Annotated in this window: 27 protein-coding genes; all 27 read right to left on the bottom strand. The window is 45.9% G+C overall.

The features are described from left to right. Positions 1-25 precede the first annotated feature (25 nt). The gene (gene frr / locus C0638_RS23095; RefSeq protein ID WP_014599669.1) at positions 26-580 is read right to left on the bottom strand and encodes a ribosome recycling factor; all 555 of its coding nucleotides are present in this window, start codon (positions 578-580) and stop codon (positions 26-28) included. Continuing rightward, a complete protein-coding gene (gene pyrH / locus C0638_RS23100; protein ID WP_013309918.1) occupies positions 580-1,308 on the bottom strand; it encodes a UMP kinase in 729 nt (242 codons plus the stop codon). Before pyrH ends, frr begins: the two co-directional genes overlap by 1 nt. A gap of 120 nt (positions 1,309-1,428) precedes the next feature. Beyond that, on the bottom strand, positions 1,429-2,079 hold the full coding sequence (gene tsf / locus C0638_RS23105; protein WP_013370709.1) for a translation elongation factor Ts: 651 nt from the start codon (positions 2,077-2,079) through the stop codon (positions 1,429-1,431). A 132-nt stretch (positions 2,080-2,211) separates the two neighbouring features. Beyond that, entirely contained in the window at positions 2,212-2,910 is a 699-nt protein-coding gene (gene rpsB, locus C0638_RS23110) for a 30S ribosomal protein S2 (protein ID WP_013309916.1), read from the bottom strand. A 755-nt stretch (positions 2,911-3,665) separates the two neighbouring features. After that, entirely contained in the window at positions 3,666-4,166 is a 501-nt protein-coding gene (locus C0638_RS23120; protein WP_051507722.1) for a hypothetical protein, read from the bottom strand. 326 nt (positions 4,167-4,492) lie between these two features. Next, a complete protein-coding gene (locus tag C0638_RS23125) occupies positions 4,493-5,140 on the bottom strand; it encodes an endolytic transglycosylase MltG (protein WP_013370704.1) in 648 nt (215 codons plus the stop codon). Then, complete coding sequence (locus C0638_RS23130) at positions 5,137-5,661, bottom strand: DUF6115 domain-containing protein (protein ID WP_013370703.1); 525 nt, start codon at positions 5,659-5,661, stop codon at positions 5,137-5,139. The genes C0638_RS23125 and C0638_RS23130 overlap by 4 nt, the downstream gene beginning before the upstream one ends. A 41-nt stretch (positions 5,662-5,702) precedes the next feature. Further along, on the bottom strand, positions 5,703-6,023 hold the full coding sequence (locus C0638_RS23135; RefSeq protein WP_058710527.1) for a hypothetical protein: 321 nt from the start codon (positions 6,021-6,023) through the stop codon (positions 5,703-5,705). A gap of 81 nt (positions 6,024-6,104) precedes the next feature. Beyond that, the gene (locus C0638_RS23140) at positions 6,105-7,514 is read right to left on the bottom strand and encodes a flagellar assembly protein A (protein ID WP_040101559.1); all 1,410 of its coding nucleotides are present in this window, start codon (positions 7,512-7,514) and stop codon (positions 6,105-6,107) included. A gap of 44 nt (positions 7,515-7,558) precedes the next feature. Continuing rightward, positions 7,559-8,347 carry a FliA/WhiG family RNA polymerase sigma factor gene (locus C0638_RS23145; protein ID WP_025677638.1) on the bottom strand — a complete coding sequence of 263 codons (789 nt, stop codon included), beginning with the start codon at positions 8,345-8,347 and terminating at the stop codon, positions 7,559-7,561. 14 nt (positions 8,348-8,361) lie between these two features. Then, a complete protein-coding gene (locus tag C0638_RS23150) occupies positions 8,362-8,775 on the bottom strand; it encodes a hypothetical protein (RefSeq protein ID WP_058710528.1) in 414 nt (137 codons plus the stop codon). 2 nt (positions 8,776-8,777) lie between these two features. Then, positions 8,778-9,275: a chemotaxis protein CheD gene (locus C0638_RS23155; protein WP_013370698.1), complete on the bottom strand. Its 498-nt coding sequence runs from the start codon at positions 9,273-9,275 to the stop codon at positions 8,778-8,780. Further along, positions 9,268-9,894 (bottom strand): chemotaxis protein CheC, encoded by a 627-nt coding sequence (locus C0638_RS23160; RefSeq protein ID WP_013309909.1) that lies wholly within the window; start codon positions 9,892-9,894, stop codon positions 9,268-9,270. Before C0638_RS23160 ends, C0638_RS23155 begins: the two co-directional genes overlap by 8 nt. Positions 9,895-9,897: 3 nt before the next feature. After that, entirely contained in the window at positions 9,898-10,359 is a 462-nt protein-coding gene (locus C0638_RS23165; RefSeq protein WP_013370696.1) for a chemotaxis protein CheW, read from the bottom strand. Positions 10,360-10,421: 62 nt separating this feature from the next. Further along, entirely contained in the window at positions 10,422-12,518 is a 2,097-nt protein-coding gene (locus C0638_RS23170; RefSeq protein WP_102163805.1) for a chemotaxis protein CheA, read from the bottom strand. A 33-nt stretch (positions 12,519-12,551) separates the two neighbouring features. Then, the gene (locus tag C0638_RS23175) at positions 12,552-14,096 is read right to left on the bottom strand and encodes a chemotaxis protein CheB (protein ID WP_102163807.1); all 1,545 of its coding nucleotides are present in this window, start codon (positions 14,094-14,096) and stop codon (positions 12,552-12,554) included. Positions 14,097-14,127: 31 nt separating this feature from the next. Beyond that, positions 14,128-15,015, bottom strand: a complete 888-nt coding sequence (locus C0638_RS23180; RefSeq protein WP_102163810.1) for a MinD/ParA family protein — start codon at positions 15,013-15,015, stop codon at positions 14,128-14,130. Beyond that, positions 15,012-16,457 carry a flagellar biosynthesis GTPase FlhF gene (gene flhF / locus C0638_RS23185; protein WP_102163812.1) on the bottom strand — a complete coding sequence of 482 codons (1,446 nt, stop codon included), beginning with the start codon at positions 16,455-16,457 and terminating at the stop codon, positions 15,012-15,014. Before flhF ends, C0638_RS23180 begins: the two co-directional genes overlap by 4 nt. Beyond that, complete coding sequence (flhA, locus tag C0638_RS23190; protein WP_040101567.1) at positions 16,454-18,487, bottom strand: flagellar biosynthesis protein FlhA; 2,034 nt, start codon at positions 18,485-18,487, stop codon at positions 16,454-16,456. Before flhA ends, flhF begins: the two co-directional genes overlap by 4 nt. 23 nt (positions 18,488-18,510) lie before the next feature. Further along, positions 18,511-19,623, bottom strand: coding sequence for a flagellar biosynthesis protein FlhB (gene flhB / locus C0638_RS23195; protein ID WP_019686992.1), 1,113 nt, complete (start codon positions 19,621-19,623; stop codon positions 18,511-18,513). Beyond that, positions 19,623-20,408 carry a flagellar biosynthetic protein FliR gene (gene fliR / locus C0638_RS23200; RefSeq protein ID WP_014599665.1) on the bottom strand — a complete coding sequence of 262 codons (786 nt, stop codon included), beginning with the start codon at positions 20,406-20,408 and terminating at the stop codon, positions 19,623-19,625. The genes flhB and fliR overlap by 1 nt, the downstream gene beginning before the upstream one ends. A gap of 10 nt (positions 20,409-20,418) precedes the next feature. Beyond that, positions 20,419-20,688 carry a flagellar biosynthesis protein FliQ gene (fliQ, locus tag C0638_RS23205; protein WP_007430038.1) on the bottom strand — a complete coding sequence of 90 codons (270 nt, stop codon included), beginning with the start codon at positions 20,686-20,688 and terminating at the stop codon, positions 20,419-20,421. A 37-nt stretch (positions 20,689-20,725) separates the two neighbouring features. Further along, positions 20,726-21,481, bottom strand: coding sequence for a flagellar type III secretion system pore protein FliP (fliP, locus tag C0638_RS23210; RefSeq protein WP_013309901.1), 756 nt, complete (start codon positions 21,479-21,481; stop codon positions 20,726-20,728). Next, entirely contained in the window at positions 21,478-22,014 is a 537-nt protein-coding gene (locus C0638_RS23215; protein ID WP_013370688.1) for a flagellar biosynthetic protein FliO, read from the bottom strand. The genes fliP and C0638_RS23215 overlap by 4 nt, the downstream gene beginning before the upstream one ends. 12 nt (positions 22,015-22,026) lie before the next feature. Continuing rightward, positions 22,027-22,392, bottom strand: a complete 366-nt coding sequence (locus C0638_RS23220) for a response regulator (RefSeq protein WP_013370687.1) — start codon at positions 22,390-22,392, stop codon at positions 22,027-22,029. 29 nt (positions 22,393-22,421) lie between these two features. Next, positions 22,422-23,735 carry a flagellar motor switch phosphatase FliY gene (fliY, locus tag C0638_RS23225; protein ID WP_040101569.1) on the bottom strand — a complete coding sequence of 438 codons (1,314 nt, stop codon included), beginning with the start codon at positions 23,733-23,735 and terminating at the stop codon, positions 22,422-22,424. After that, positions 23,725-24,723, bottom strand: a complete 999-nt coding sequence (gene fliM, locus C0638_RS23230) for a flagellar motor switch protein FliM (protein WP_013370685.1) — start codon at positions 24,721-24,723, stop codon at positions 23,725-23,727. The genes fliY and fliM overlap by 11 nt, the downstream gene beginning before the upstream one ends. Between the last annotated feature and the right edge of the window lie 37 nt (positions 24,724-24,760).

Raw genomic sequence — 24,760 nt, forward strand, 5'->3', positions numbered from 1 at the left:
CGTAAGGGAGGGGCTGCCAATCTTTTTAAACTTCCATAATTTCTTTTTCTTTTGCAGCTAAAACTTTATCCACTTCAGCGATAAACTTATCAGTCGTCTTCTGGATATCTTCCTGATGCTTACGAGATTCGTCCTCGGAAATATCACTTTTCTCCATTTTTTTAATATCATCGTTTGCATCACGACGAATGTTACGAATAGCGATTTTCGCTTCTTCACCGCTCTTTTTCGTCAGCTTCACCAAATCAGTTCTGCGCTCCTCCGTTAAAGCAGGAATACTCAGACGAATGGTGTTACCATCATTCGAAGGTGTCAAACCCAAATCGGATTTTTGGATAGCGCGTTCGATATCAGCCAAAGAAGATTTGTCCCAAGGCTGAATCATCAAGGTCCGACTGTCAGGTGTATTGATATTCGCCAGCTGATTGACTGGAGTCATTGCGCCGTAATATTCAACCTGCACACGGTCCAGTAATGCTGGTGTTGCCCGTCCTGCACGCAAAGATGCAAGATCACGTTGCAATGCCTGGATTGCTTTTTGCATGCGCTCTTCAGCGCTCTTTTTCACAGATTGTGGCATTAATTTACACTCCCTTTGACGATCGTACCAATTTTTTCACCCAGTACGACACGTTTAATGTTACCTTGCTCTGTAATAGCAAAGACAATCAACGGAATATTGTTATCCATGCACAGCGAGGAAGCTGTAGAATCCATGACACCAAGATTTTTATTAAGCACATCCAAATACGTGAGCTGCTCATATTTTTCAGCTGTGCTATCTTTAAACGGATCGGCGGAGTACACACCATCTACTTTATTTTTAGCCATCAGAATTACTTCTGCTTCGATCTCTGCAGCACGCAAAGCAGCTGTAGTATCAGTCGAGAAGAACGGATTACCCGTACCTGCAGCAAAAATTACGACCCGACCTTTTTCCAGATGACGAATAGCTCTACGGCGAATGTAAGGTTCTGCAATCTGTTGCATTGCGATGGACGTTTGTACACGCGTAGGCACTTCAATCTGTTCCAAAGCATCCTGTAGAGCCAATGAGTTCATCACGGTTGCAAGCATACCCATGTAATCTGCCGTTGCCCGGTCAATCCCATTGGCACTTCCAGCAATACCACGCCAGATATTACCGCCTCCGCACACAATAGCAACTTCTACTCCTAGTTCCACCACGTCCTTAACTTGTTCAGCAATCGACGCAATTGTATCCGCATCAATACCGTAACCGTTAGGACCTGACAGCGACTCCCCACTAACTTTCAGAACAACACGTTTAAATACAGGTTTTTCCAAATGATCACCCTCCAATTTCATATATTATTTATGTAACAGGATAGGTGTCCTGTTGCAAGAAATGGAACACTGATGTGTTCCATTTCTGTTTATTCATATGCATTTACCGATCGTTGGTAATTATTGTTTCACTTGAGACATAACTTCTTCGTAGAAGTTGTCTTCTTTTTTCTCCAGACCTTCACCCAGTTCGAAACGAACAAAGCGGCGTACGGAGATGTTTTCACCAATCGTACTGATTTTCTCGTTGATCAGTGTGGAGATTGTTTTGTCTGGATCTTTAATGAAAGATTGCTCCAGCAAGCAGAATTCTTCGTAGAATTTACCGATGCGGCCTTCAACCATTTTTTCAACGATTTTTTCTGGTTTACCTTCGTTCAAAGCTTGTGCTTTCAGGATTTCTTTTTCTTTTTCAATCTCTTCCTGTGGCACTTCTTCGCGACGAACATAACGAGGGTTCGATGCAGCGATATGCATTGCAATGTCACGAACAAAATCTTTGAACTGGTCAGTTTTCGCTACGAAGTCTGTTTCGCAGTTTACTTCTACCAGCACGCCGATACGGCCGCCAGCATGGATGTAGGATTCAACAACGCCTTCAGTAGCAATACGGCCTGCTTTGTTGGCTGCAGCTGCAAGTCCTTTTTCACGCAGAACTTCAACCGCTTTTGTCAAATCACCATTTGCTTCTTCAAGCGCTTTTTTACAATCCAGCATTCCTGCGCCTGTTTTTTCACGAAGCTCTTTTACTGCGCTAGCATTAACTGCCATATTATTTCCCTCCAAATTTAATTTTCAGTTGTATATACGAGCTTTATTCCTTAAAAAAAGGGTAGTGAGAGGTTTTCCACCTACCAACCACCCTTTTCATTTAATTCGTATAGGTATTTCCGATCGGAAATATTATGCTGTAGTTTCTTCGCCTTGGTTAGCTTCCATAACTGCATCAGCCATTTTACCTGTCAGCAATTTAACAGCGCGGATCGCGTCGTCATTACCTGGGATAACATAGTCGATTTCGTCTGGATCGCAGTTTGTATCAACGATACCTACGATTGGGATACCCAATTTGCGAGCTTCAGCAACCGCGATACGTTCTTTGCGCGGATCAATGATGAACAGAGCACTTGGAAGGCCCTTCATGTTTTTGATACCACCCAAGAATTTTTCAAGACGATCTTTTTCTTTGCGAAGAATGATAACTTCTTTTTTAGGAAGAACAGCAAATGTACCATCTTCTTCCCAAGCTTCCAATTGTTTCAAACGATCAATACGTTTTTGAATGGTTTGGAAGTTAGTCAGTGTACCACCCAACCAGCGTTGGTTGATGTAGAATTGACCAGCGCGAGCTGCTTCTTCTTTAACGGAATCTTGTGCTTGTTTCTTCGTGCCTACGAACAGGATTGTACCATTCTCAGCTGCAATGCTTTTTACGAAGTTGTAAGCTTCCTCAACCTTTTTCACTGTCTTTTGCAAGTCAATGATGTAAATACCGTTTCTTTCAGTGAAGATATAACGATCCATTTTCGGGTTCCAGCGACGTGTTTGGTGACCAAAGTGAACCCCAGCTTCCAAAAGCTGTTTCATGGAGATTACTGCCATCTTCACGCACCTCCTAAGTTTGGTTTTTTTGTGTGTCCTCCGCCGACATCATTTTTTATAAAGACTTCCTATTGGAAGCACCCTCTATAAAATTAACCGACGTGCGTTTTTAACACCGTCAATTAATATACCATAACACTTGCAGCGTTGCAACCAGCTTTTCGACAATAGTCGAAACCGTGTGAAAAACGTCCGTACACTTCCATCTGCCTGGCTTCTTAGCAAAATGTTTGTGAAAATAAAGTGTTAGACTCTCGCACTGCATTGAACGGGCAGGATAGTTCCAATATGTGCCCTATTAGCCGCATCTGTGCTAGTCTTTTATATATAGACGACGCCATGCTGGGCGTACCAGCAAAAAGCCTTGACCGACTAACGGCCAAGGCTTTTTGCACACGAATAAAATCGTACCGATTCGCGATTAGTGACCCATCATCGCCGGGTCCGGGTTGTCCCCGTCGGCGGTACCTTCTTCCTACTGCTGCGGTTTACGCAAAAGGAGCGACAGTGCTACAGCCGCAGCCGTAAGGCACGCGGATAGGAAAAACGTATCGCCATAACCCGTAACGACAGCATTCAGCGGATTCGCGTCCGCTCCCGCATTTGCGGTGTGGGAAGTGATTTGCGACGGCAGATAACCCGTCAGACCCACGACCGCAACGAGAGAACAACTTGCTGAGCTGCTGTTGTCAATGGTGTGACTCGGCTCACCAGGCGGTGAGGTGCAGAGTTCAGAACATGCGTGTTGAGCGGCATCATGGAGAAGCCCATTCCGAGACCCATGGTGCAGATGCATAAGATAATAACTCAGAGCGAAGGATCCACAGATATATTGGACAAGATGAATAGAGAAATGGATAGGACGGCAAGACCGGCGAAGGCGAGCGGACGCGCGCCGATTTTGTCGAACAGCCGGCCGCTGATCGGGTTGCGCATAACGCATAAGGCATCAGGATCCAGCCGGTTTCAAGGACGGTGTAGTGCATGACGCCTTGCAGGTACAGCGGTACGATCAGCATTGCGCCGAACAACGCGAGCTGTACGATCCACGTCAAGATGATGCTGCGTGTAAAATCAGACGATTTGAACGCCTTCAGCTCCAGCAGCGGCTGCTTCTGTGCCAGTTCCACGAAGATGAAAAGGATGAGCGCAATGCCGCCGATGGTCAAGCCCGTGATCGTCGAAGCCTTGGACCAGCTGGTGCCGACTTCGCTTACACCATACGCCAGCATGGAGAAGGCGATTGGCGCGGGCACATGCCGATGACGTCCAGATTCGGCGCCTCATGACGGCCGGATTTCGGCAAATATTTATACCCGAGAATTAAGGCGATAATGCCCCCTCTCGGTAGAGCTGCATTGATCCGGATTGAGGGCAGTTTTAACAATACATCGTGGTGTAAGCCGCCATGAGATGACCTTAGAATCCTTCAGGGGTCTTTTTTTATATCCACTAGCTCTGAATTACAATAGGCTATGTTGTAAGCTATTATAGGGGGGGATCCCCGCTTTTGAACTAAACACTAAGAAAATTCTTTATTCGCATCGAAAAAAAATAAAAAGCCGTCCTCTTCCCGATTAGGTCAGTTGGACGGCTTCTTCGTTATTTTAGTAATAATAGAACTGAAATCCTCACCTTTAGCAAACTGATAGGTGCCTGTACGAATTTTGGTATTGATTTTTTTAGCCTTAGCTGCTGCCTCAAATGCACTAGCATCCGATACGACTCCAGCCCGTTCCAATCCAGATGCCACACTTCTTAAATTACTCCCCGATGCAATGCTATATTGCACTTGTGGGGTGGCAGGCTGCTTGGGAATATCGGGAGTGGTTATAGTGCCAGCTCTTTGAGTTTGTGGCTTGTTCGGACTTTGTGGTACCGACGTGCTAGTCGAAGGCTTAGAAGCAGCCGAGGATGTGCTGTTTGCAGGTACCTTTGGTGTTGAAGGCGTTTGAGCTGGTTTAGCCTTTTGAGGTGCAACGGGAGTCTTGTTGCCTTCCTTGATCAGCTTATTACGCCATTCCTCTTCTGTCATTTTCGGATCAGAACTGTCACTGATCTGAAGATTTAACTCGGCTGCTGCCTTCTCTAGTTGTTCTCGCGTCATGTTTTTCGGGTCTGTCGAAGATTGCTGCGACTGCCCCTGACCAATTATTGCCAGTTGCAACAACAATGCCCCCATTATAAGACCCGTACCCATGCCTAACATAAATGAGCGGTTTTTGATCATGTCACATCCTCCCGTTCCGCGAGTTGTAATATGAGCTGTACTTCGCCCCGCTGGATGCCTGATTGCTTGGCTATATAATCCACCGACTTGCCTTGCTCATGCATCGCGAACAACTCTTGATAACGATCTCGGATGGACTCTTGTTCCTGCTCAGTTTGAGGCTCTTGCAATGCCGTTTGCTCCTCCAAAGTTACGATAGAAGCTTCTGAATCTGAGATTGGCATAGAGACGGTAGCAAGCATTGCCTGACGCTCAAGCTCCACAATACGATTCCGAAGCTCAGTTACTTGCTCCTGTAATGCTGCCTGCTTAACCGCGTGCTCCTGCTTCATACCAGATACGAGTTCAATCAACTCGTCATTGTCGTTTTCAATATCGGCCATATATTGCTCCAATGTAGCCTCAACCTTTTGAACGACGGCCTCTTCTGTTCCCCGGCTTGGCTGGCGCTTTGGCATAAGCCAGGCGTAGACAACAGCTGCGGCTCCCAGCAGAACAATATAAATCCATGGTTGATCCACTGCCCATCGTCTCCTTTTATAACGCTTCTCCACCCATCGGATCAGAGCGAAAAATCAATATGATGTCCCTTATACGGATGCTCTGCCGGATGCTCCTTAGGCAGCTCAGTCTCATCTGAGCGGGAGCGACTCTGCTGGGAAGAATCTCTACTCTGCTCACCTGTTTGCCTCTCACCGACGAATGTTTCTGCAGACTGGTCTATGGCACCGCTTCGCTGACGCATGTTCTCCGTCTCCAGCGCAGTCTTTTGTCCAAGTAATGCCTGGTCATTCATCGGTCGCTGCTGAAACTCACTATGGTATTTCCCTGCTTCACTAGTGCGAGGTACAGCAATTTGCAATTCAACAGCCTTCAAGCTCATTGGACCACACCCTTTCCGATTGGGCATCCGTATCAGACTACCGAGAAATATAATAAATTGAATTATTATCAGTGTAATGAATTACATGTAGGAGGACATGCTGATATCTCCCTCATGGTAATAAAACGCCATTCTTTCCAAAGAATCTTTAATAAATTTTGTATATCTGCCGATAACTATCTTAGAGCCACCATAAATCACATTTTTCACTTCTACCCGGGCGCGGCTCGTATCTTCTAAAGTTCGTTCTATTTCAAGCATTCTGGACTTGGTTTCCAAAAGTTCCTGTTCATTAGATTTTTTAGTAGATGTCAGCTTGATTCGCATAGCCATTCTGTCAGGTGCAAGCTGTCCGGCAGCCGCTAGCTGATCCAATATCGTGAGAGCCTTGTTCGTTTTATCCTGGCTGTCTGTCTGTTGCTTCAACCGTGCACGGAGTTCTGTCAGTTCATCACGCAGTTCGGGAAGCACACCCACTTCAATATTGGTAGCTGTGGACATCGTATTACCGACGGTACGAGCCACTACCTTTTTACCAGCTTGTACACTGCCACCTACGATAAGCCCTTTTGTCCCTTCGCAGATTACATTATTACTCGCTTTGATCTGTGAATGCATGATGCTCTGTGATACAAGTACATCGGCTCCCGCGATCACGTTACCATCTTGTATAAACGAGCATTTCACATTTTGTGCGGCTTTCACGAATCCTTTATGGTATCCGATAATACCGCCGCTGATTTCCACTGAACCATCCGCCTCAATTTCAGCGCCTTCCACACCGCCAATGACACGAATGTCACCAGCCGCCCGAACGCGAAAACCTGTCAAGACATTCCCGCGAATGACGACGGTTCCAACAAAATCAATGTTACCGACGCTATAATCGACATCCCCGTTCACTTCATACACAGGGAAGACATTAAGCTTGCCCTTTTCAGTTGTAGTCACTAAACCATCAATAGCCGCATACATCGCAACGCCTTCCGGATGGATCACTACATTTTTGCCAACTTTAAAACGCGCCTCTTTACCTGGAAGAAAAGGAATTTCCTCTCCGGTTACAGCAATCCCTGGTACACCTGGCAGAGGATCCACCCGTTCGGCAATCAGTTGTCCACGTTTTACATTTCTTAAACGAGTTAATTCTTTATAATCCACCCGTCCATCCACAGTTTCAAGTGGCTTATGTGCATCTTCACCGGTCACAATATCGGCCAGATTTATTTTCCCATCTGTACCATGAATCGGCTGCTTCCCCTGAGCAATCAGTAATTTCCCGAAGAAATGATCTTCCGGATTTGCCGCAAATGTGCGAATTGCATCGGTAATTACACCGTAGGATATTTTTTGGTTGCTTAGAAAACGTTCTAATTCTTGCACAGAACAGGCAAAGCCTTCTTCACGTTTGGCAAACTCCAAGTAGGCGGATTGTTTGTCAGGTGAGACAACCACTTTTAAAAACTGATCCAAAGCATACTGCTTCTCCACATGGGTGCTCCTTCCGTCTAACTGTTACTGTAACCTCCCGTACGTTAATCTTTACGCATTAGCAAATCCCGTTGTTTGTCCAGTGTCGCTCTCAGACGTAATATTGCTTTGGAATGCAACTGAGAAATTCGCGAAGGAGAAAGTGACATGACCTCAGCAATTTCGCTGAGTGACAGATCCTCGTAATACAATAAAGAAACAACGATACGCTCTTTTTCAGTTAATTTATCAATGCCTTGTGCCAAGGCATCACGAAGTGTGAATTCATTGACCTTATGGTCCGGATTTTTCGCCTTTTCGTCCACCAACAGGGAAAGCCGTGTTTCCGACTCTTCTTCGCGGATCGGGTCCTCCAGTGAAACAATCGACATCACGGCGACCTCCTGGATCATACTTTGAAACTCTTTCTCGGAGACGTCCAAATAATGACTCATCTCTTCGTCGCTTACTGTGCGTAAATATCTTTGTTCTAGATGTTGGTAGGCGTCTTCGATTTTTTTCGCTTTTTCCCTAACTGAACGAGGAACCCAATCTCCTTGACGAAGGCCATCCAAAATTGCTCCACGAACACGCCAAGAAGCATAAGTCTCAAACTGCAAACCACGCTCATAATCAAATTTCTCTAAAGCATCAATCAAACCCATAACACCGTTGCTCGCCAGATCATCCTTGGATACATTTTTAGGTAAGCCTACTGCAAGACGGCCCGACACATACTCCACAATATGAAGATACTTTTCAATTAACTGTTTCTTCGCTTCCTTGTCACCGTGTTCTTTCCATTGCTCCCACAGGTCGGAATGGTTCAAATGAGCGGCTTTTCGCTCGTTCATCGGCTTCACCCTCCTTATTTGTCTGTCAGGTGACGAACGGCCTTGGCCAATTCTTCAGGGTCCTTGTTGGAAACCAGCTTGGGTGGGTTTAAAGGTGCAAAACCATTATTCCCCTCGCCCGTCTGCTCTGGTTTCGGTTTCAGCAATTCATTCAGGTTTTCATTTTCGTCTGGTGTCGTCAGGTCCAGATTTCCCCCTACGCCATCTACCTGAGAGCTTGCCCGGTCTTGGGCATTACCCAGATCTGGCCGCGCTACCACACCCAGTGTCCAGCGCAGCACAAATGCAAGTAGGAACCAAAAAACGAAGGCGATTAAGCCACGAATTAAGCTCGTGGTCAGCAGATTGCTGCCAACGGACAACACAAAAGTCAGAATAAATCCGACTACTCCAGACCAAAGATTAATGCGTAAGCTACCAAATAACATGTTTATAATTCCTTTACACCTTTTTGTACGCTTCGAATATTCAAAACGCCAGTTTCAGAGTTTAACTCAATCGTTCGTCCATAATTGCCACCCGTATCTTCCGCAATTAAAGGAATGCCCAGATCTACAAGCATTTCCTTGCACGATTCTACATTGCGCGGGCCAATCCGCATGGTGTCTCCGCTACCCGCAAAGGCAAACATTTGCGCTCCTCCTGCCATTTTGGCAATCAGTCTGCGCCGTTCAGCACCCAGTTTCAACATTCGCTCCAACAACTCTGGCAGTGCTGTATCTGCATATTTGGCAATATTTAACTGCCCTTCACGGGCAATATCCGAGGACGGTAACATCACATGTGCCATGCCTGCCAGTTTCAAATGAGGATCATAGAGGGTCAATCCGACGCAGGAGCCAAGTCCTGTCGTGCGAATCGAGTTCGGGTTGCTGGTAACATTTAAATCTGCCATGCCGACTTTAATGATGCTTTTATCCTCAATCATCGTTCATCGGGACTCCTAACGACCTAAAGATTTTCCCGAACGATTCTGGATCAGGAATCAGGAAAAATTGACCCTCAATCTGATTCTGCCCTTCCAGAAACGATGTGTCAATCAATAAAGCAGCATCCCCCATCTGCCCAAACTGCAGCAGTCCGTAGCTGAGAATGGCTCCTGCCATATCCAGTGCCAGCGCAGGGACTGTTGGATACATGGATAAACGTGTGAAATCCGCCAACGAAGAAAGGTAGGAGCCTGCTAAAATATTACCGATCTCCGACAGAGCTGAATGCTCCATTTCGTTAAAGCTATCCTCGTCATCCGAAGGAATATTCGCCAAACGGGAAAGTAAGCTTTTCGCCGCCTGAGGTTGCAATATGAAGAATAGATTACCAGGGGCTTCCCCTTCGACCCTAAAAAATATTGCAACAACAAGTTGTTCATTTCCGCCGACTTTGTCCGCAATTTCCTCAAAGGGCAGCATTTGCACTTTGGGTACACCCATATCGACTGGTTTATTGAGAAGCCGGGAGAGCGCTGTAGCAGCGTTCCCCGAGCCAATGTTGCCGACTTCTTTCAATACATCCAACTTGAAGTCTTCAAGATTTCCTAGATTTTCCATATATTAATCCTCTAGACCTTCCAGTTGGTTCATTTCGCTACGGTTCAAAACTTCGGACAAGTTCAGCATGATCAGCAGACGTTCTTCACCAATTTTAGCAACTCCGCGAAGGTATTTCGCCTTAACTCCGCCAACCACTTCCGGTGGTGTCTCAATGTTGTCAGTATTCAGGTCAATTACATCATTCGCTGAATCCACGATAAAGCCGACTTGCATTTCGCCCACAGCAACGATAATAATACGGGTTTGATCGGTATATTCAGCTTCAGGTAATCCAAAACGGCCACGAAGATCAATAACCGGAATAACCACGCCTCTCATGTTGAATACGCCTTTAACAAAATCGTAAGTTCTCGGAACGCGTGTAATCGGCACCATGCGTTCAATAGATTGGACTTTTTCTACTTCAACACCGTATTCTTCTTCACCAAGCTTAAATACGATAACTTTAATTTCTTCTCCCATGTCTAAAAACCCTCCTTATTGATGTCAGCAATCTCACATTTCTTTCATTTTTAATGAAGACATTATTTAATGAAAACATTCGGGTCAATGATCAAAGCAACCTGACCGTCACCCAGAATCGTAGCACCTGAAATTCCTTGGATGTTTGGAAGATACTTGCCCAGATTTTTAAGGACGATTTCACTTTGTCCCAAAAAGTCCTGTACGGAAAGAGCTGCCAGACGGTCTCCCTTACGGATGACCACGACCTCTGTCTCTTCTTCTTCATCTTCGTTGAAGTCCGGTACCTCAAACAGCTGACTCAAGGAGATAAGCGGGATATGAGAATCGCGGAAAGCAATCATCTTATTGCCATGCACAGAACGGATTTGCTTACGTTTGACGATCGCAGTTTCCACAATGGAAGATAAAGGAATCGCATATTTTTCAGAACCGATCTGTATCATCATGGCTGCAATAATGGATAGAGTCAGCGGCAATTGTACAGAGAAATTAGTGCCCTGGCCCAATGTGGAGTGAACCGTAACATTACCACCCAAAGCAGTGATTTTGGATTTAACAACATCCAGACCGACACCGCGTCCTGATACGTCTGAAATGACTGCAGCTGTACTAAAGCCTGGAGCAAACAATACTTGATAAGCTTCCTCGTCGGTCATTGAAGCTGCTTGTTCTGCTGTCAAAATCCCTTTGGAAATAGCACTATTTAGTACCTTTTCACGGTTAATCCCGTTCCCATCATCCTCAATCTCGATAAATACGTTATTACCGCTATGAAAAGCACGCAGTTGAACCGTTCCAGTTTCTGGTTTGCCAGCTGCAATCCGGTCGGCCACTGACTCGATGCCATGATCCACGGAGTTACGAAGCAAATGCACCAGAGGATCGCCAATTTCGTCGATAACAGTCCGATCCATTTCAGTCTCTGCTCCAGTAATAACCAATTCCAGTTTTTTATCCAGCGACTTGGCCAGATCGCGAACCATACGCGGGAAACGGTTGAAAACAGTATCTACAGGTACCATCCGCAATTTAAGAACAACATTTTGCAAATCACTGCTCACACGACTCATATGCTCAACCGTTTCTGTCAGTGCTGGATTGGAAGCCTCACTGGCTAACTGTTCTAAACGCACACGGTCAATGAGCAACTCGCTGAATAAATTCATAAGTACATCCAGACGTTCAATATCTACGCGAATCGTACGGTTGTGCGTAGGAGCAGCCGCCTTGGCTACTGGCGCTTTACCTGCGGCTGGCTTGGCGACAGAGGCCGCAGCTGGAGACTGCGGCTGGGATGGAGCAGGTGGCTGCACGGCAACAGGTGCTTCCTGTACCGCCGCTGTCTCAGCGAGTCCAGCATTAACTTCGCTCATTTGTTTAAGGGATTCCTGATCCAGTTGTACCACTGAGACAGTGTCAATTTCAGAAATACCCGCGATTTCCTTTTCCAGCTCCCCAACTTCTTTCTGCGTTATGTAATATAACGAGAAGCTTTGTTCGAATTTTTCCTGCTCGATATCCTGTACGGATGGATAGGCCTTTACAATTTCGCCAGAGTTTTCCAACGTGTTAAATACCATAAAGGCACGTGCTGCCTTCAGCTGGCTCTCTGAACTGATTGTTACCTGTATATAGTGAACACGATGCCCTTCTGAAATCGATTGCTCCAGTACAGAATACTGGAATTGGTCCAAAACCAATCCAGCACTATCGTTAGTGCCCGCTTTTGTAGAAGGAGACTCCTCAGTGGCGGCATTTGAGCCGGACTTTAGGAAATCCCCGCTCACGATGGATTGTAATGAAGATACAATAGAGGAGACATCCGCTTTTCCATCGCCTCCCTCTGTAATGTGCTGCACCATCGATTCCAGGGCATCCAAACCTTTAAATAAGGTATCGAATATAAATTCATGCATCGCCAGCTTGTTGTTACGTACCAGATCAAGAACGTTTTCCATTTGGTGAGTGAGCGATGCCAGGTCTTCAAACCCCATCGTAGCAGCCATTCCTTTGAGGGTATGGGCAGAACGGAAAATCACCTGAACGATGCCTAGATCGGTTGGGTTGCTTTCCAGTTGAAGCATATTTTCGTTAAGAGATTGCAGATGATCATTCGACTCATCAATAAACATGTTTAAATATTGGTTCATGTCCATTGTGAGACACCTCCTCCATGAGTTACACTCCGATTATTTCACAACTTGTACAAGCTTGGGGGCGATCTCCTGCATTGGCAGAAGGTGGCGCACACATTTTAATTCAACTGCTGAGCGGGGCATTCCGTACACTACACAAGTCTCCTCATTTTCAGCAAATGTGGATTGAACCCCAGCGTCATAAAGCTTTTTCATCATTTTAGCCCCGTCGCTCCCCATTCCAGTAAGCAATACTAGATGTCTTTCCAGCGAGGTTAACGAGAGCAGTGATTCGAACATCGTATCTACGGAAGGACGGTGACCATTGCGAGCCTCCTCCATCTTCAGTGACACAGTGTATTTCCCACCGGCTCCAGGCACAATTCTTAGCTGATATCCCCCTGGAGCGATGTAGGCTGTTCCCGTCTCCAGCGTCATCCCCTGCTCAGCCTCCACCACTCGTAGTGGACTCAACGTATTCAAACGTTGGGCTAGCGAACGAGTGAAGTTTGGCGGCATATGCTGAACGATAACGATTGGAGCTGGAAAATCCCCAGGAATGCGCTCCAACAGCGTCTTCAGCGCCCGTGGTCCGCCCGTAGAACATCCGACCGCCACCAGTTTTCGAAAGCTGGACGTGTGCACACCTTTTTTAAGTGACAATCCCTTTGGTGCGGCTGGAGCTGTAGGTGCTGTTACTGGAGGCGTTGTAGCCGCAGGAGTGGAAGATGCTGATGAAGTTACCGTCTTCCGTGATTCCGGCTTGACCAACCCTGCTTTATCCTTACCCTGCATCGATTTGCCAGCAGTCGGATCAGAGCTCTTCAGTTGTCCCGACGTTATTCCCGTACCCATGGACAAGTCTTCTTTCTTCTGCACATGAGGTGCTTGCACTGGTTTCCTTGGCTGAACAGCTGGCTTGTCTATGCGATCAGCTGTAGCAGCTGTTCCAGACAGCTGTTTTTTAGTTTCCTGCTTGACAGCTGTTGGGACGGACTTCCCAGCATCTTTCTTTGGCTGAGCCGATGCAGCAGGTGGAGAAGCAAGCGGAACAACAGGAGGCTTGTCTGCCGAAGCTTGACTTCCAGCTCGTTTCTCAGTCACAGCCTGTCCAGGTGGCTTTTCCATTGGCGTTTTTTTCGCTTGTTCCAATGCAGCTTTGCGTTCATTAGCTTCCTTGCGCTCCAAGCGGCTGCGTACTGCTTGCATAGCAGTATGCATCTGTTCGAGCAACGCCTTGCTCACCTGCTCAATATCTTGCGCATGAGCAATGGAAGGCTTTCTTATAAAATCAAAAGCCCCTGCCTCCAAAGCCATGATGGTCTCCTTCATGCCTTGTTCATTGATGCCTGACAGCATAATGACAGGTAGCGGATGGGCTGCCATAATCAGTGGCAACGCTTCAAGACCATTCATTTCAGGCATTTCGACATCCATGGTGACCAAATCAGGCTGCAATTCTTTCACTTTCTCTACAGCCTCTCTGCCATTGGCGGCTGTACCTACGATGTTGAACGACTCATCCCTTACAATTAGATCTGTAATAATTTTGCGCATAAAGGCCGAATCATCTACAACCAGCACCCGGTAAGCACACATGTTAAACACCCCTGTTTCCTCTCATCAAAAATCAATGCATAGAACGCCGCAACCATTTTTGCATAAATCCTTTAATTCCACTCAATGCACCTGATTGTGGAACCTGTGGCATTGCTGCAAAACGGTGTGCCAGATTCAGTACATCTCTTGAAGCCGTACATCCCGGAAAAGCAACCATAAAAGGTACTTGTCTTTTGACTGCCTGCATGACATGAGTATCATCACTGATATGTCCAAGCAGCGGGATTTCGATCTCCAAAAAACGTTTCGCAACAAGTGCGATCTTATCAGCAACTTGACGGGCCTCATTATCGTTATCGGCACGATTGACTATAATTTTGAATACCGTATCTTTCTGCAACCCGTTGACGACTTTAATTAGTGCATACGCATCTGTTAAGGACGTCGGTTCTGGGGTGGTTACTACCATACATTCGTCAGCTGAAGTGATGAATTTAAGGTTTTCCTTGGATAAACCCGCACCTGTATCAAAAAGAATATAATCCATGTCTGCTGCCATTTTTTCTACTTCTTCAGCAAAATAATTCAGATTCTCATCTGATAAGGCAAACAGTTCGCTTAAACCTGAACCTCCGGCGATATAAGGCAAACCACCTATACCCGTTTGAATAATTTCATCAATTGATTTTTCACGTTTTAACAGATGAAGAAGATTGTATTGTGAGTGGGCCCCCATCAACACATCAATATTAGCCATACCGATGTCAGCATCAAACACAAGTACCTTTCGACCAAGAGATTGCAGGGCCAAAGCAAAGTTCAGCGTAAAATTGGATTTGCCCACCCCGCCTTTACCACTGGTAATCGTTATAATTTTTGCGTGACGATTACGTGGGGGTAATCGATACTTATTCAAGGATGAAGCCATTTGTCTAAGTGATTGGGCTTGATCACTCATATGGAATCTCCGTTAGCTCCTGATGATCCTTTGGCTCCAAGCAGCATATTTGTCACCATTTCTGCATCGGGATGAAGCAGGTCGTCAGGAACATTTTGTCCATTAGTAATATAGGCCAACTGCATCGGAAACTGGTGCAAAAGATTAAACATTCCGCCACAACTGCCTGTCTCATCCATCTTGGTAAATACAACCTTACCAAGACCAAACTTACTGAAATGTCCAGTTATATTGAGCATATCCCTGCTTTTGGATGTCAGGCTGAGTACCAGATACGTCTCACTTTCATTAATAGGTGAAAGCAGACTTTGCAGTTCTGATACAAGCAGTTCATTACGATAATTTCGCCCTGCAGTATCCATGAGGATCAAGTCACAATGCTCCAGACGTTGAATAGCTCTTTGGACGTCACCGGGAGATTGCACAACTTCAAGCGGTACATTTAAAATCGTTGCATATGTACGCAGTTGCTCGACGGCTGAAATTCGGTACGTGTCAGAAGTAATAAATCCAACTTTGCGATGATGCTTGAACAACTGTTCCGCAGCCAACTTCGCAATGGTTGTCGTTTTTCCTACTCCGGTAGGGCCTGCAACATACACAATTTTGGTATCTTGGGAAATTCCTTTATCCAGTCTTGTCTGTATAAAACTGGTCACTTCCTCACGAAAGGCTTGTTCCCAATCAAAAGTTTCAGGTGCAAAAGGGTGCTCACTTCGACGGACATATACCTGTTCGATCCAATATTCCAGTAAATCACGTTCCACTTCCTGTTCCAACACATGCTCACAAATCTCTTGCAGCGCCTCCGGCCAAGTACTTTCCATCGAAGAGTTTCTGGAAAACCGAGTCATCATCGCTTTCATTTCCCGTAATTCATTAAGCAAAGCCTGATTTTCCTCAGCTCCACTCTTGTCTGGAACACTTGCTTCGATTGGCCGTTTATGCAGCTCACTGGATGATTTCAGGTTCGAAAGCAATACTTCTTGATCAAATGCCTGAGATATAGGCTCCAGGTTATTAGCAGACCTAGGCGACAAATGCTCAGTTGCTGATGCAGCTTGTTCTGTATTAACCGTTAATTCAGCTTGTCCTTCTTTGGAACTACCGGCTATCTGTTGTGTAACCCGTCGATAAGCTTCTGGAGCTGCTTGTCTGGGGACCACAGGGACTAATGGTTTTTCCGGCTTCTCAGGGGTGTTCATTAGAGGCGAAGAAGCCTGGGCAAGCTGGTGTGACGAGCGTTCAGCCCGCCGAGGCTTTGGAGGTTGCTGCTCCTCAACTGCAGCAACCACTTCAATTTTCTTTTTACTGAACATCCCCATAAAACCGCCGACCTTCACTTCCTTTGTACTTAAAATGACGGCATCTGTTCCTAAGTCACCCCTGATTTGCAGCATGGCTTCTGGCATGGTATCCACTACATATCGTTTCACCCTCATAAGTTCACCACCCCGACACTTTGAATTTCAACGTTCGGCTCCAGCTCACTGTACGACAGCACCGGGACATCCTGCATCGTCCGCTCCATCACTTGCCGCAAATACATACGTATTGTCGGTGACGTTAACACAATAGGCTGCTGTCCAGATTGAATGAGGCGGTTGATTTGCTCCATCATCCTTTGATACACCGTTTGCGTTGACACCGGATCAAGAGCCAAATAGCTACCTTGCTCCGACTGCTGCACGCTCTCAGCAATTTTCTTCTCCAATCCTGGTCCCACAGTAATAACGCGCAACGTTTCTCCCTGCTGTGCAAATTGCTGCGTAATCTGACGTGATAACGCTTGACGAACATATTCAGTCAGCACGTCTGGATCTTTTGTATAAGTACCATAGTCAGCCAGTGTCTCGAATATAGTCACCATATCGCGTATAGAGATTTTTTCTTTCAACAGCTTGGCCAACACTTTTTGTACGTCCCCAATCGCAAGCACAGAAGGAATAAGGTCGTCCACCAGCACTGGGTAATTCTCCTTGAGATTGTCAACCAGCGAACGTGTTTCCTGTCTGCCAAGCAACTCATGGGCATGTTTCTTGATCGTCTCTGTTAGATGAGTAGCTACAACTGAAGGTGGATCAACTACCGTATAACCTGACAGCTCAGCAACATCCTTGGTGTTCTCGTCAATCCAGAGTGCAGGCAATCCGAAAGCCGGTTCTGTCGTTTCAATCCCTGTAATAGAGTCGTCGTCGTATCCCGGACTCATAGCCAGATAATGATTCAACAACAGTTCTCCGCCGCCTACCGTATTGCCTTTAATTTTAATTACATATTCGTTAGGCTTGAGCTGAATGTTGTCCCGAATACGAATGACCGGCACAACCAACCCCAGCTCCAAGGCGCATTGACGGCGAATCATAATAATCCGATCCAGTAAATCACCGCCTTGCTGTGTATCCGCCAACGGAATCAACCCGTACCCAAATTCAAATTCAATCGGATCTACTTGAAGCAAGTTAATGACACTTTCCGGACTACGCACCTCTTCGATTTGTTGCTCCTCCTCCAGCTGTTCATCAGCAATTTGCTTGCGTTCCATATTGCCCTGCATTCTTCGGGCTGCAAAAAACAATAGAATCGCAAGTGGAAGAGTCGTAATGATATGAATAGGCGTGAAAAGGCCCAATAATGCAATGGTGGCAGCCACTATGTAGATCAATTTTGGATATGAAAAGAGCTGTCCGGTTAAATCTTCTGCCAAGTTGCCATCCGACGTAGCCCGCGTAACAATCAAGCCTGATGCGGTGGATATGAGCAGCGCGGGAATCTGGCTGACCAATCCATCACCGATCGTGAGAACAGAATACGTTGACAGCGCTTCTTGAAATCCTTTTCCCTGAACGGCCATACCGATAATAAAGCCGCCCACCAGGTTAATGATCAAAATGATAATACTGGCGATCGCATCGCCTTTAACGAATTTACTCGCACCATCCATAGCTCCGTAAAAATCCGCTTCCCGTTCGATTTTACTACGTCGTTCACGGGCTTGTTGCTCATTAATCAGACCTGCATTCAAATCAGCATCAATACTCATTTGTTTACCTGGCATCGCATCCAATGTAAACCGGGCGCCCACTTCTGCTACCCGCTCCGATCCTTTGGTGATAACAATGAATTGTACGACCACAAGAATGAGAAAGACAACAAAGCCGACGGCAATTTGGCCGCCTGCAATCCAGCTACCGAACGTAGCAACTACTTCGCCGGCATGACCCTCACCTAAAATAAGTTTGGTCGTAGAAATGTTGAGTGCCAAACGAAACAACGTTGTAATGAGCAGCAATGAAGGAAAGATAGAAAATTGTAAAGCTTCCTTCGTGTTCATTGATACGAGCAAAATCATTAAAGCAATAGAAATATTAATGACGAGTAGGACATCCAGCAGCCATGAAGGGATCGGGAGAATCATCATAAGAACGATACCGATGACGCCTGCAAGGACGGTTATATCTTTTATTTTCACGGGTCTCTTGGCCTCCGATCCCTTTATTTCACTTTACCTTTTAATTTATATACATACGCCAGCACTTCGGCAACGGCCTGAAAAAGATCAGCTGGTATCGCATCCCCGATTTCGGCTCTTTGAAACAGCGCCCGCGCCAGCGGCTTGTTTTCCATCGTTATAACGCCGTTTTGCTTGGCAATTTCCTTAATTCGGAGCGCGACATAATCTTGTCCTTTCGCAATAATCTGCGGCGCTTCCATCTCCGAACCGTCATATTTCAAAGCCACAGCAAAGTGCGTAGGGTTGGTGATGATGACATCTGCATTAGGAACCTCCTGCATCATGCGCTGCATAGCCATACGGCGCTGTCGCTCGCGAATTTTCCCTTTGATCAGCGGGTCACCCTCCATTTTCTTGTACTCATCCTTGATGTCCTGTTTGGACATTTTCAGATTTTTCTCATGCTCATAACGTTGATACATATAATCCAATATCGCTAAAATGAACAGCACCACACCAATTTTGAGTCCCAGTTCCATTGTTAATGAAGCCGTAAAACTCAACATCTGGTCGCCGGACATCTCAGCTAGTTTGGGTAGGTCAGCCTTTGTTTTCCAAAGTACGCTGTACACCAGATAACCAATTACAGTCATTTTTAAAACAGATTTCAGGAATTCAACCAATGACCTCATGGAAAAAATATTTTTAAAGCCTTTAATCGGATCAATCTTGCTAAACTTGGGTGTAATGCCCTCTCCGGTTAATAAAAAACCGATCTGCATGTAATTCGCTGCTATCCCGATGACAATGGCACCAACAAAAATAGGAGCCAGCATAATCAAAATTTGCACACCATACTCACCCATCATCAGCAGCGTTGTATTCGGTGTTACTTCCATAGACAGCCGATTCACAAAAATATCCCGAAACAAGCGGACCGCATGATCCTTAAAATACCCGCCGAAAATCATGAGGCAAAAAAACGTAACCAGCAAGACACCAGCAGCGGGCAACTCCATGCTCTTGGCAACCTGCCCTTTTTGTCTTGCATCCTGTTTCTTCTTGGGTGTAGCTTTTTCCGTTTTTTCCCCTGAGAACAACTGCAGGTTCATAGCATATTTAAATGACAAACTACGTTCCTCCAGACCAGACATTAAGGACGATTACCCATAATATCCAACAAGTTGCGCATGGATTCGAACATCACAGAAAACAATCTTTCGAATATAAAAGCAAAACTTGGCATGAGAAGCAATAACATGAACAATCCCACAATAATTTTAAGCGGCACACCAATGACAAAAATGTTAAATTGCGGTGCTGTTTTAGCTAAAAAGCCGAGTCCCACATCCGTTAAAAAGGTCGCTACTACAATGGGAGCAGCAATTTGAAAGGCCAACATAAATGATTCCGCAAAAGAACGCACCAGAAATTCAGTTACACTGCCACCATACAGCTTTATAAAAAAATCATTGGTCAGTGGTACCCAATCATAACTGTATAAAATAGCGTTTAGCAGATGATGATGCCCGTTTATGCTCAAAAAGAACAATACAGCTATGGCGAACTTGAAATTACCCGTAAGAGGCGTTGAAGCCCCTGTCATGGGATCAAATACACTGGCCATTCCGAACCCCACCTGTAGGTCTATAAATGAACCTGCGGTTTGGATCGCTGTCATGAACAAATATGCAGTAAACCCCAGCAACAACCCAATCAGCACCTCACGCCCTACTAACAGCACATACGCTACATCGGTCGGCACCTGTTGATGCGTACCATAAGTAAGATACACGACCAAAGCTAGAAATCCTGAAATTCCCACCTTAAAGATATTAGGTACCCCTCGGGTTGAAAAAATAGGCGCTACTACAAAAAACGAGGTAATCCGACAAAAAATCAGCAAAAAAACAGGAAAACTCTGCAACAATATGTTCATAACTTTCAGCCTAACCTATATATTTGTACAAATTGTCCAGAATGTTATACGTAAAGTCCACTAATGTGGTCAATATCCAGGGCCCGAACAAAAGCAATGCCAGCAATACGGCGACAATCTTCGGAACAAAGGCCAGTGTCTGCTCCTGAATTTGAGTTGTCGCTTGAAAAATACTGATGATCAAACCCACGACTAGCCCCAAAATCAGCATCGGAGCACTCACCTTGAGTACAATGTACACCGCTTGCCCAGCCAGGGAAATAATAAACTCCGAAGTCATTGCCGTCCTCCTTGATTGCTGTCCTTGCAGAAAGTATTCATGTATTAAAACTCAGAAGTAATGATTTGACGACCAAATACCAACCATCTACAAGTACGAAAAGTAGTATTTTAAAAGGAAGCGAGATCATTACCGGTGGTAGCATCATCATCCCCATAGCCATGAGTGTACTGGACACTACAATGTCTATAACTAAAAAGGGTATAAAAATCATAAAGCCCATCTGAAATGCTGTTTTCAACTCACTGATTGCATATGCCGGAACCATCACCGTTAGTGGAATATCTTGATAGTTTTTTGGTTTTTCCATCTTGGTGTATTTCATAAAGAGCAGTAGATCCTTCTCACGTGTATGAGAGAACATAAAAGTCTTAATCGGTACCGATGCCTTATCTAGTGCCTGAGACTGTGTTATATCCCCCTTGAGATACGGCTGAAGCGCAGTTTCGTTCATAGCTGAGAAGGTCGGCGCCATAATAAATAAGGTGAGAAACAAGGCCAGTCCAACAAGCACCTGATTAGGCGGCATCTGCTGAGTTCCCAGTGAAGTTCGCACAAAGCCAAGTACAATCACGATACGCGTAAAACTTGTCATAAGTACAAGCAACGCGGGCGCTACACTAATGACAGTAATAAGTAAAATAATAGACAGCGAGGTGGCACCGGGCTGTCCTTTGTCCGAATTGCCGACTTGAATATCAATGTTCGGAATCGGTTCCGCAGAGGCCGCCGTCACCGAAATGAAGCTGAACAAGACAAGCAGCAAACATGCTAGTATAATCTTTTTTCTCATGAATCTCCCGACCGATCTGTAGTATTCTCCTCATTGCGCAACTTTTCAAGTTTATCCTTGCGATTCGGCATCTGCCGAAGCTTGGATTCAAACATCTCATGAAAAGATGTTTCCTCTTCAGGTTGCTGCTGCTGTGCCGCGTTGTTCCGGCGAAGCTTATCCGCAATTTTAGCGAATAGCGGGGCAATTGGGCCGCGCTGCAGAGAAGCTTCCTGCTCCAGTGCGGCCAAAATTTGCTCCACTTCTTCAGGATCGGATACTTTGTCAACAAGCCGGATATCTTCTCCCACACCAATGAGGTACACACTGCTACCAACTTCAACAAGCTGAAGGGATTTATTGGGGCCAAGCCCCACGCCTCCCAGTATGCGAACGGAGCGGTTGCTGAACCAGCTCTGATTTCTTTTACTCAAAAACCGTATCAAGTACACGATCAGTACGATGATAAAGATCAGCACGAAAAGGACCCAAGCAATGTTTCCTATATTGCTGGATGTACTCAAAGCGTCAGAGGCACCCTGTTGTGTATCCATACTGGATGCGCCTTACACACCCAGTGTCTTGTTGATGGCTTCGATAACCCGATCCGATTGGAATGGCTTAACGATAAAATCTTTTGCGCCAGCTTGAATGGCATCAATTACCATAGCTTGCTGACCCATCGCGGAACACATGATAACCTTTGCATTCGGGTCAATTTGTTTGATTTCCTTCAGAGCGGCAATGCCGTCCATCTCAGGCATCGTGATATCCATCGTAATCAGGTCAGGACGAAGCTCCTTGAATTTTTCAATGGCCTGTGATCCATCCTGGGCCTCTCCTACTACTTCAAATCCATTTTTGGACAGGATGTCCCGAATCATCATTCTCATAAATGCAGCATCGTCCACGATCAAAATACGGTTTGCCATCTGAAATAAATCCTCCCTAAATTATGCTTTTATTGTAATTTTTGAATTCGGTCCCATTGGCTTACAATATCCGTTACACGCACGCCAAAGTTCTCGTCGATTACGACAACCTCGCCCTTGGCAATCAGTTTGTTGTTAACCATAATGTCCACCGGCTCCCCGGCAAGCTTGTCCAGTTCAATAATTGAACCTTGTGAAAGCTCCAGAATATCTTTAATTTGCTTTTGGGTCCTTCCTAATTCTACGGTGACTCTAAGGGGAATGTCCATCAATAAATTTAAATTGTTTTCATCCACTTGCGGAAATCCACCGGACTGCAAGTTAGAAAATTGTACAGGCTGCACATTTACATTACGTCCCGGCGGTACAGCCCCATAATGATGAGGTGTTCCATAAGGCACTTGCGGCGGCACACCTGCTGGCATTCCATATCCCGGCGTTCCATACCCTGGAGCGCCCTGCTGCCCATATCCCGGATCTTGAGGATACATTGGCGGTTGTTGCCCATAGCCTGCATCTTGCGGCGCCTGCGCGGCTGCAGGCGGCTGTTGGTAGGCTGGTGCAGACGGTGGCTGCGGAGTACTAGCTTGTGTCGGCGCTTCGGGAGCAGCTGTTGCAGCTGCCTGCTGTGCGGACGCTTGCGGTTGCTCGTCATCCTCTCCGCCATTCATTAAGATGCTCACCATCTTTTTGGCGAAATTAACAGGTAACAGTTGCATCAGTGTAGAGTCAATCAGATCTCCAATCAATAACCGGAAGGATACTGTAATCAGCGTCTCTTCATCTGGCAGGCTGGATACTCCATCACCGTGCAGAGGATCCAAAATATCAATCCCTGGTGGAGAGATATTAACAAAACGATTAAACATGGTAGACATAGAGGTCGCAGACGATCCCATCATCTGGTTCATCGCTTCCTGCACGGCACTGATGTGAATTTCATTCAATTCTTCATCTGCCGGATTTCCTCCACCACCAAGCATTAAATCCGCTATAACCTGCGCATCACGCTTTTTAATTACAAGCGAGTTAATGCCTTCAAATCCATCGACATAATTTACATGTACGGCTACGTGCGGCTTTGGAAATGCAGTTTCAAATTCAGAACGTGTAATAATTGAAACTTTAGGTGTCGTAATATCCACCTTTTGACCGAGCAGTGTGGAAAGAGCCGTAGCTGCGCTGCCGAACGTTATATTACCGATTTCCCCAAGAGCATCCTGCTCCAGAGAAGTCAGAAAATCGTCAACGGTCTTGCCTGCGGGAGTAGAATCCGTCCCCGCTTCAGACTGTTTCAGCAAGGCATCAATTTCCTCCTGGGACAAATAGTCTTTACTCGTCAATTTCTTCAACTCCTTCGTTGACAATTTCATCAATTTGTACGGCAACACGATCTCTTACCATGCCGGGACTTCCCATAAACTTCAACTTCTCGCCTACCCGGATGGATAGTCCTTCTTTGACTGGCTTGTTCAATGAAATGACATCCCCTACCGAAAGGCCCAAAAACTCAGCTACATTTATCCGGGATTCACCCAACTCCGCAATAATAGGAAGCTCTGCTTTGGTGACCCGTAATCTCAAGGCGTCTATCTCTTCAGGCGCCCTTGATTTCTTTTCGGATGTAAACCACTGGTGCGTGGACAGTCTGGCCATAATAGGTTCCAATACCACGTGCGGGATACAGAGGTTAATCATCCCTGTGGTATCACCAATTTTGGTGCTAAGCGAAATCAGAGCAATCGTCTCATTCGGCGAAACAATCTGCATGAACTGCGGATTTGTTTCCATAGCCTCTAGACGTGGTTCAATGTCCAGTACCGTTTTCCAAGCCTCTTGCAGGCTATCAAAGGTACGGCTGAAAATTCGCTCCATGATCGTCGTCTCGATTTCGGTCAACGCGGTAACCTTAGTTGGTGCCGAACCTGTTCCTCCGAGAAGCCTGTCCAGCATGGCATAAGCTACGTTCGGGTGAACCTCAAGCACCATTCGGCCTTCCAGTGGTTCAGCTTCAAAAATGTTTAGAATGGTCATTTTCGGAATGGAGCGAATGAATTCATCATATGGAAGCTGCTCCACCTGAACGACATTAATCTGGACAAAAGTACGAAGCTGTGCTGAAAAATAAGTGGTCAGATACCGTGCAAAGTTCTCGTGTATCCGTGTCAGACTTCGTATATGGTCCTTGGAAAACCTAAGCGCCCTCTTGAAATCATAAGCGCGAACTTTCTTTTGGGTTTCTTCCTTTTTGAGTTCTTCCGCATCCATTTCACCGGACGAGAGAGCTGCTAAAAGGGCATCAATTTCCCCTTGTGACAGTACATCCACCAATGTTATTCACCCCCTTACGTGTTCCTGACAAGATCAC

It is taken from the genome of Paenibacillus sp. lzh-N1 (assembly GCF_002872435.1).
GTDB lineage: Bacteria > Bacillota > Bacilli > Paenibacillales > Paenibacillaceae > Paenibacillus > Paenibacillus polymyxa_C.

Coding starts and splice junctions, on each gene's coding strand:
- frr (WP_014599669.1), bottom strand. CDS start 580: ATGCCACAATCTGTGAAAAAGAGCGCTGAAGAGCGCATGCAAAAAGCA.
- tsf (WP_013370709.1), bottom strand. CDS start 2,079: ATGGCAGTTAATGCTAGCGCAGTAAAAGAGCTTCGTGAAAAAACAGGC.
- rpsB (WP_013309916.1), bottom strand. CDS start 2,910: ATGGCAGTAATCTCCATGAAACAGCTTTTGGAAGCTGGGGTTCACTTT.
- C0638_RS23125 (WP_013370704.1), bottom strand. CDS start 5,140: ATGATCAAAAACCGCTCATTTATGTTAGGCATGGGTACGGGTCTTATA.
- C0638_RS23135 (WP_058710527.1), bottom strand. CDS start 6,023: ATGAGCTTGAAGGCTGTTGAATTGCAAATTGCTGTACCTCGCACTAGT.
- C0638_RS23145 (WP_025677638.1), bottom strand. CDS start 8,347: ATGAACGAGCGAAAAGCCGCTCATTTGAACCATTCCGACCTGTGGGAG.
- C0638_RS23150 (WP_058710528.1), bottom strand. CDS start 8,775: ATGTTATTTGGTAGCTTACGCATTAATCTTTGGTCTGGAGTAGTCGGA.
- C0638_RS23155 (WP_013370698.1), bottom strand. CDS start 9,275: ATGATTGAGGATAAAAGCATCATTAAAGTCGGCATGGCAGATTTAAAT.
- C0638_RS23160 (WP_013309909.1), bottom strand. CDS start 9,894: ATGGAAAATCTAGGAAATCTTGAAGACTTCAAGTTGGATGTATTGAAA.
- C0638_RS23165 (WP_013370696.1), bottom strand. CDS start 10,359: ATGGGAGAAGAAATTAAAGTTATCGTATTTAAGCTTGGTGAAGAAGAA.
- C0638_RS23170 (WP_102163805.1), bottom strand. CDS start 12,518: ATGGACATGAACCAATATTTAAACATGTTTATTGATGAGTCGAATGAT.
- C0638_RS23175 (WP_102163807.1), bottom strand. CDS start 14,096: ATGTGTGCTTACCGGGTGCTGGTTGTAGATGATTCGGCCTTTATGCGC.
- C0638_RS23180 (WP_102163810.1), bottom strand. CDS start 15,015: ATGAGTGATCAAGCCCAATCACTTAGACAAATGGCTTCATCCTTGAAT.
- flhF (WP_102163812.1), bottom strand. CDS start 16,457: ATGAGGGTGAAACGATATGTAGTGGATACCATGCCAGAAGCCATGCTG.
- flhB (WP_019686992.1), bottom strand. CDS start 19,623: ATGTCTGGTCTGGAGGAACGTAGTTTGTCATTTAAATATGCTATGAAC.
- fliR (WP_014599665.1), bottom strand. CDS start 20,408: ATGAACATATTGTTGCAGAGTTTTCCTGTTTTTTTGCTGATTTTTTGT.
- fliQ (WP_007430038.1), bottom strand. CDS start 20,688: ATGACTTCGGAGTTTATTATTTCCCTGGCTGGGCAAGCGGTGTACATT.
- fliP (WP_013309901.1), bottom strand. CDS start 21,481: ATGAGAAAAAAGATTATACTAGCATGTTTGCTGCTTGTCTTGTTCAGC.
- C0638_RS23215 (WP_013370688.1), bottom strand. CDS start 22,014: ATGGATACACAACAGGGTGCCTCTGACGCTTTGAGTACATCCAGCAAT.
- C0638_RS23220 (WP_013370687.1), bottom strand. CDS start 22,392: ATGGCAAACCGTATTTTGATCGTGGACGATGCTGCATTTATGAGAATG.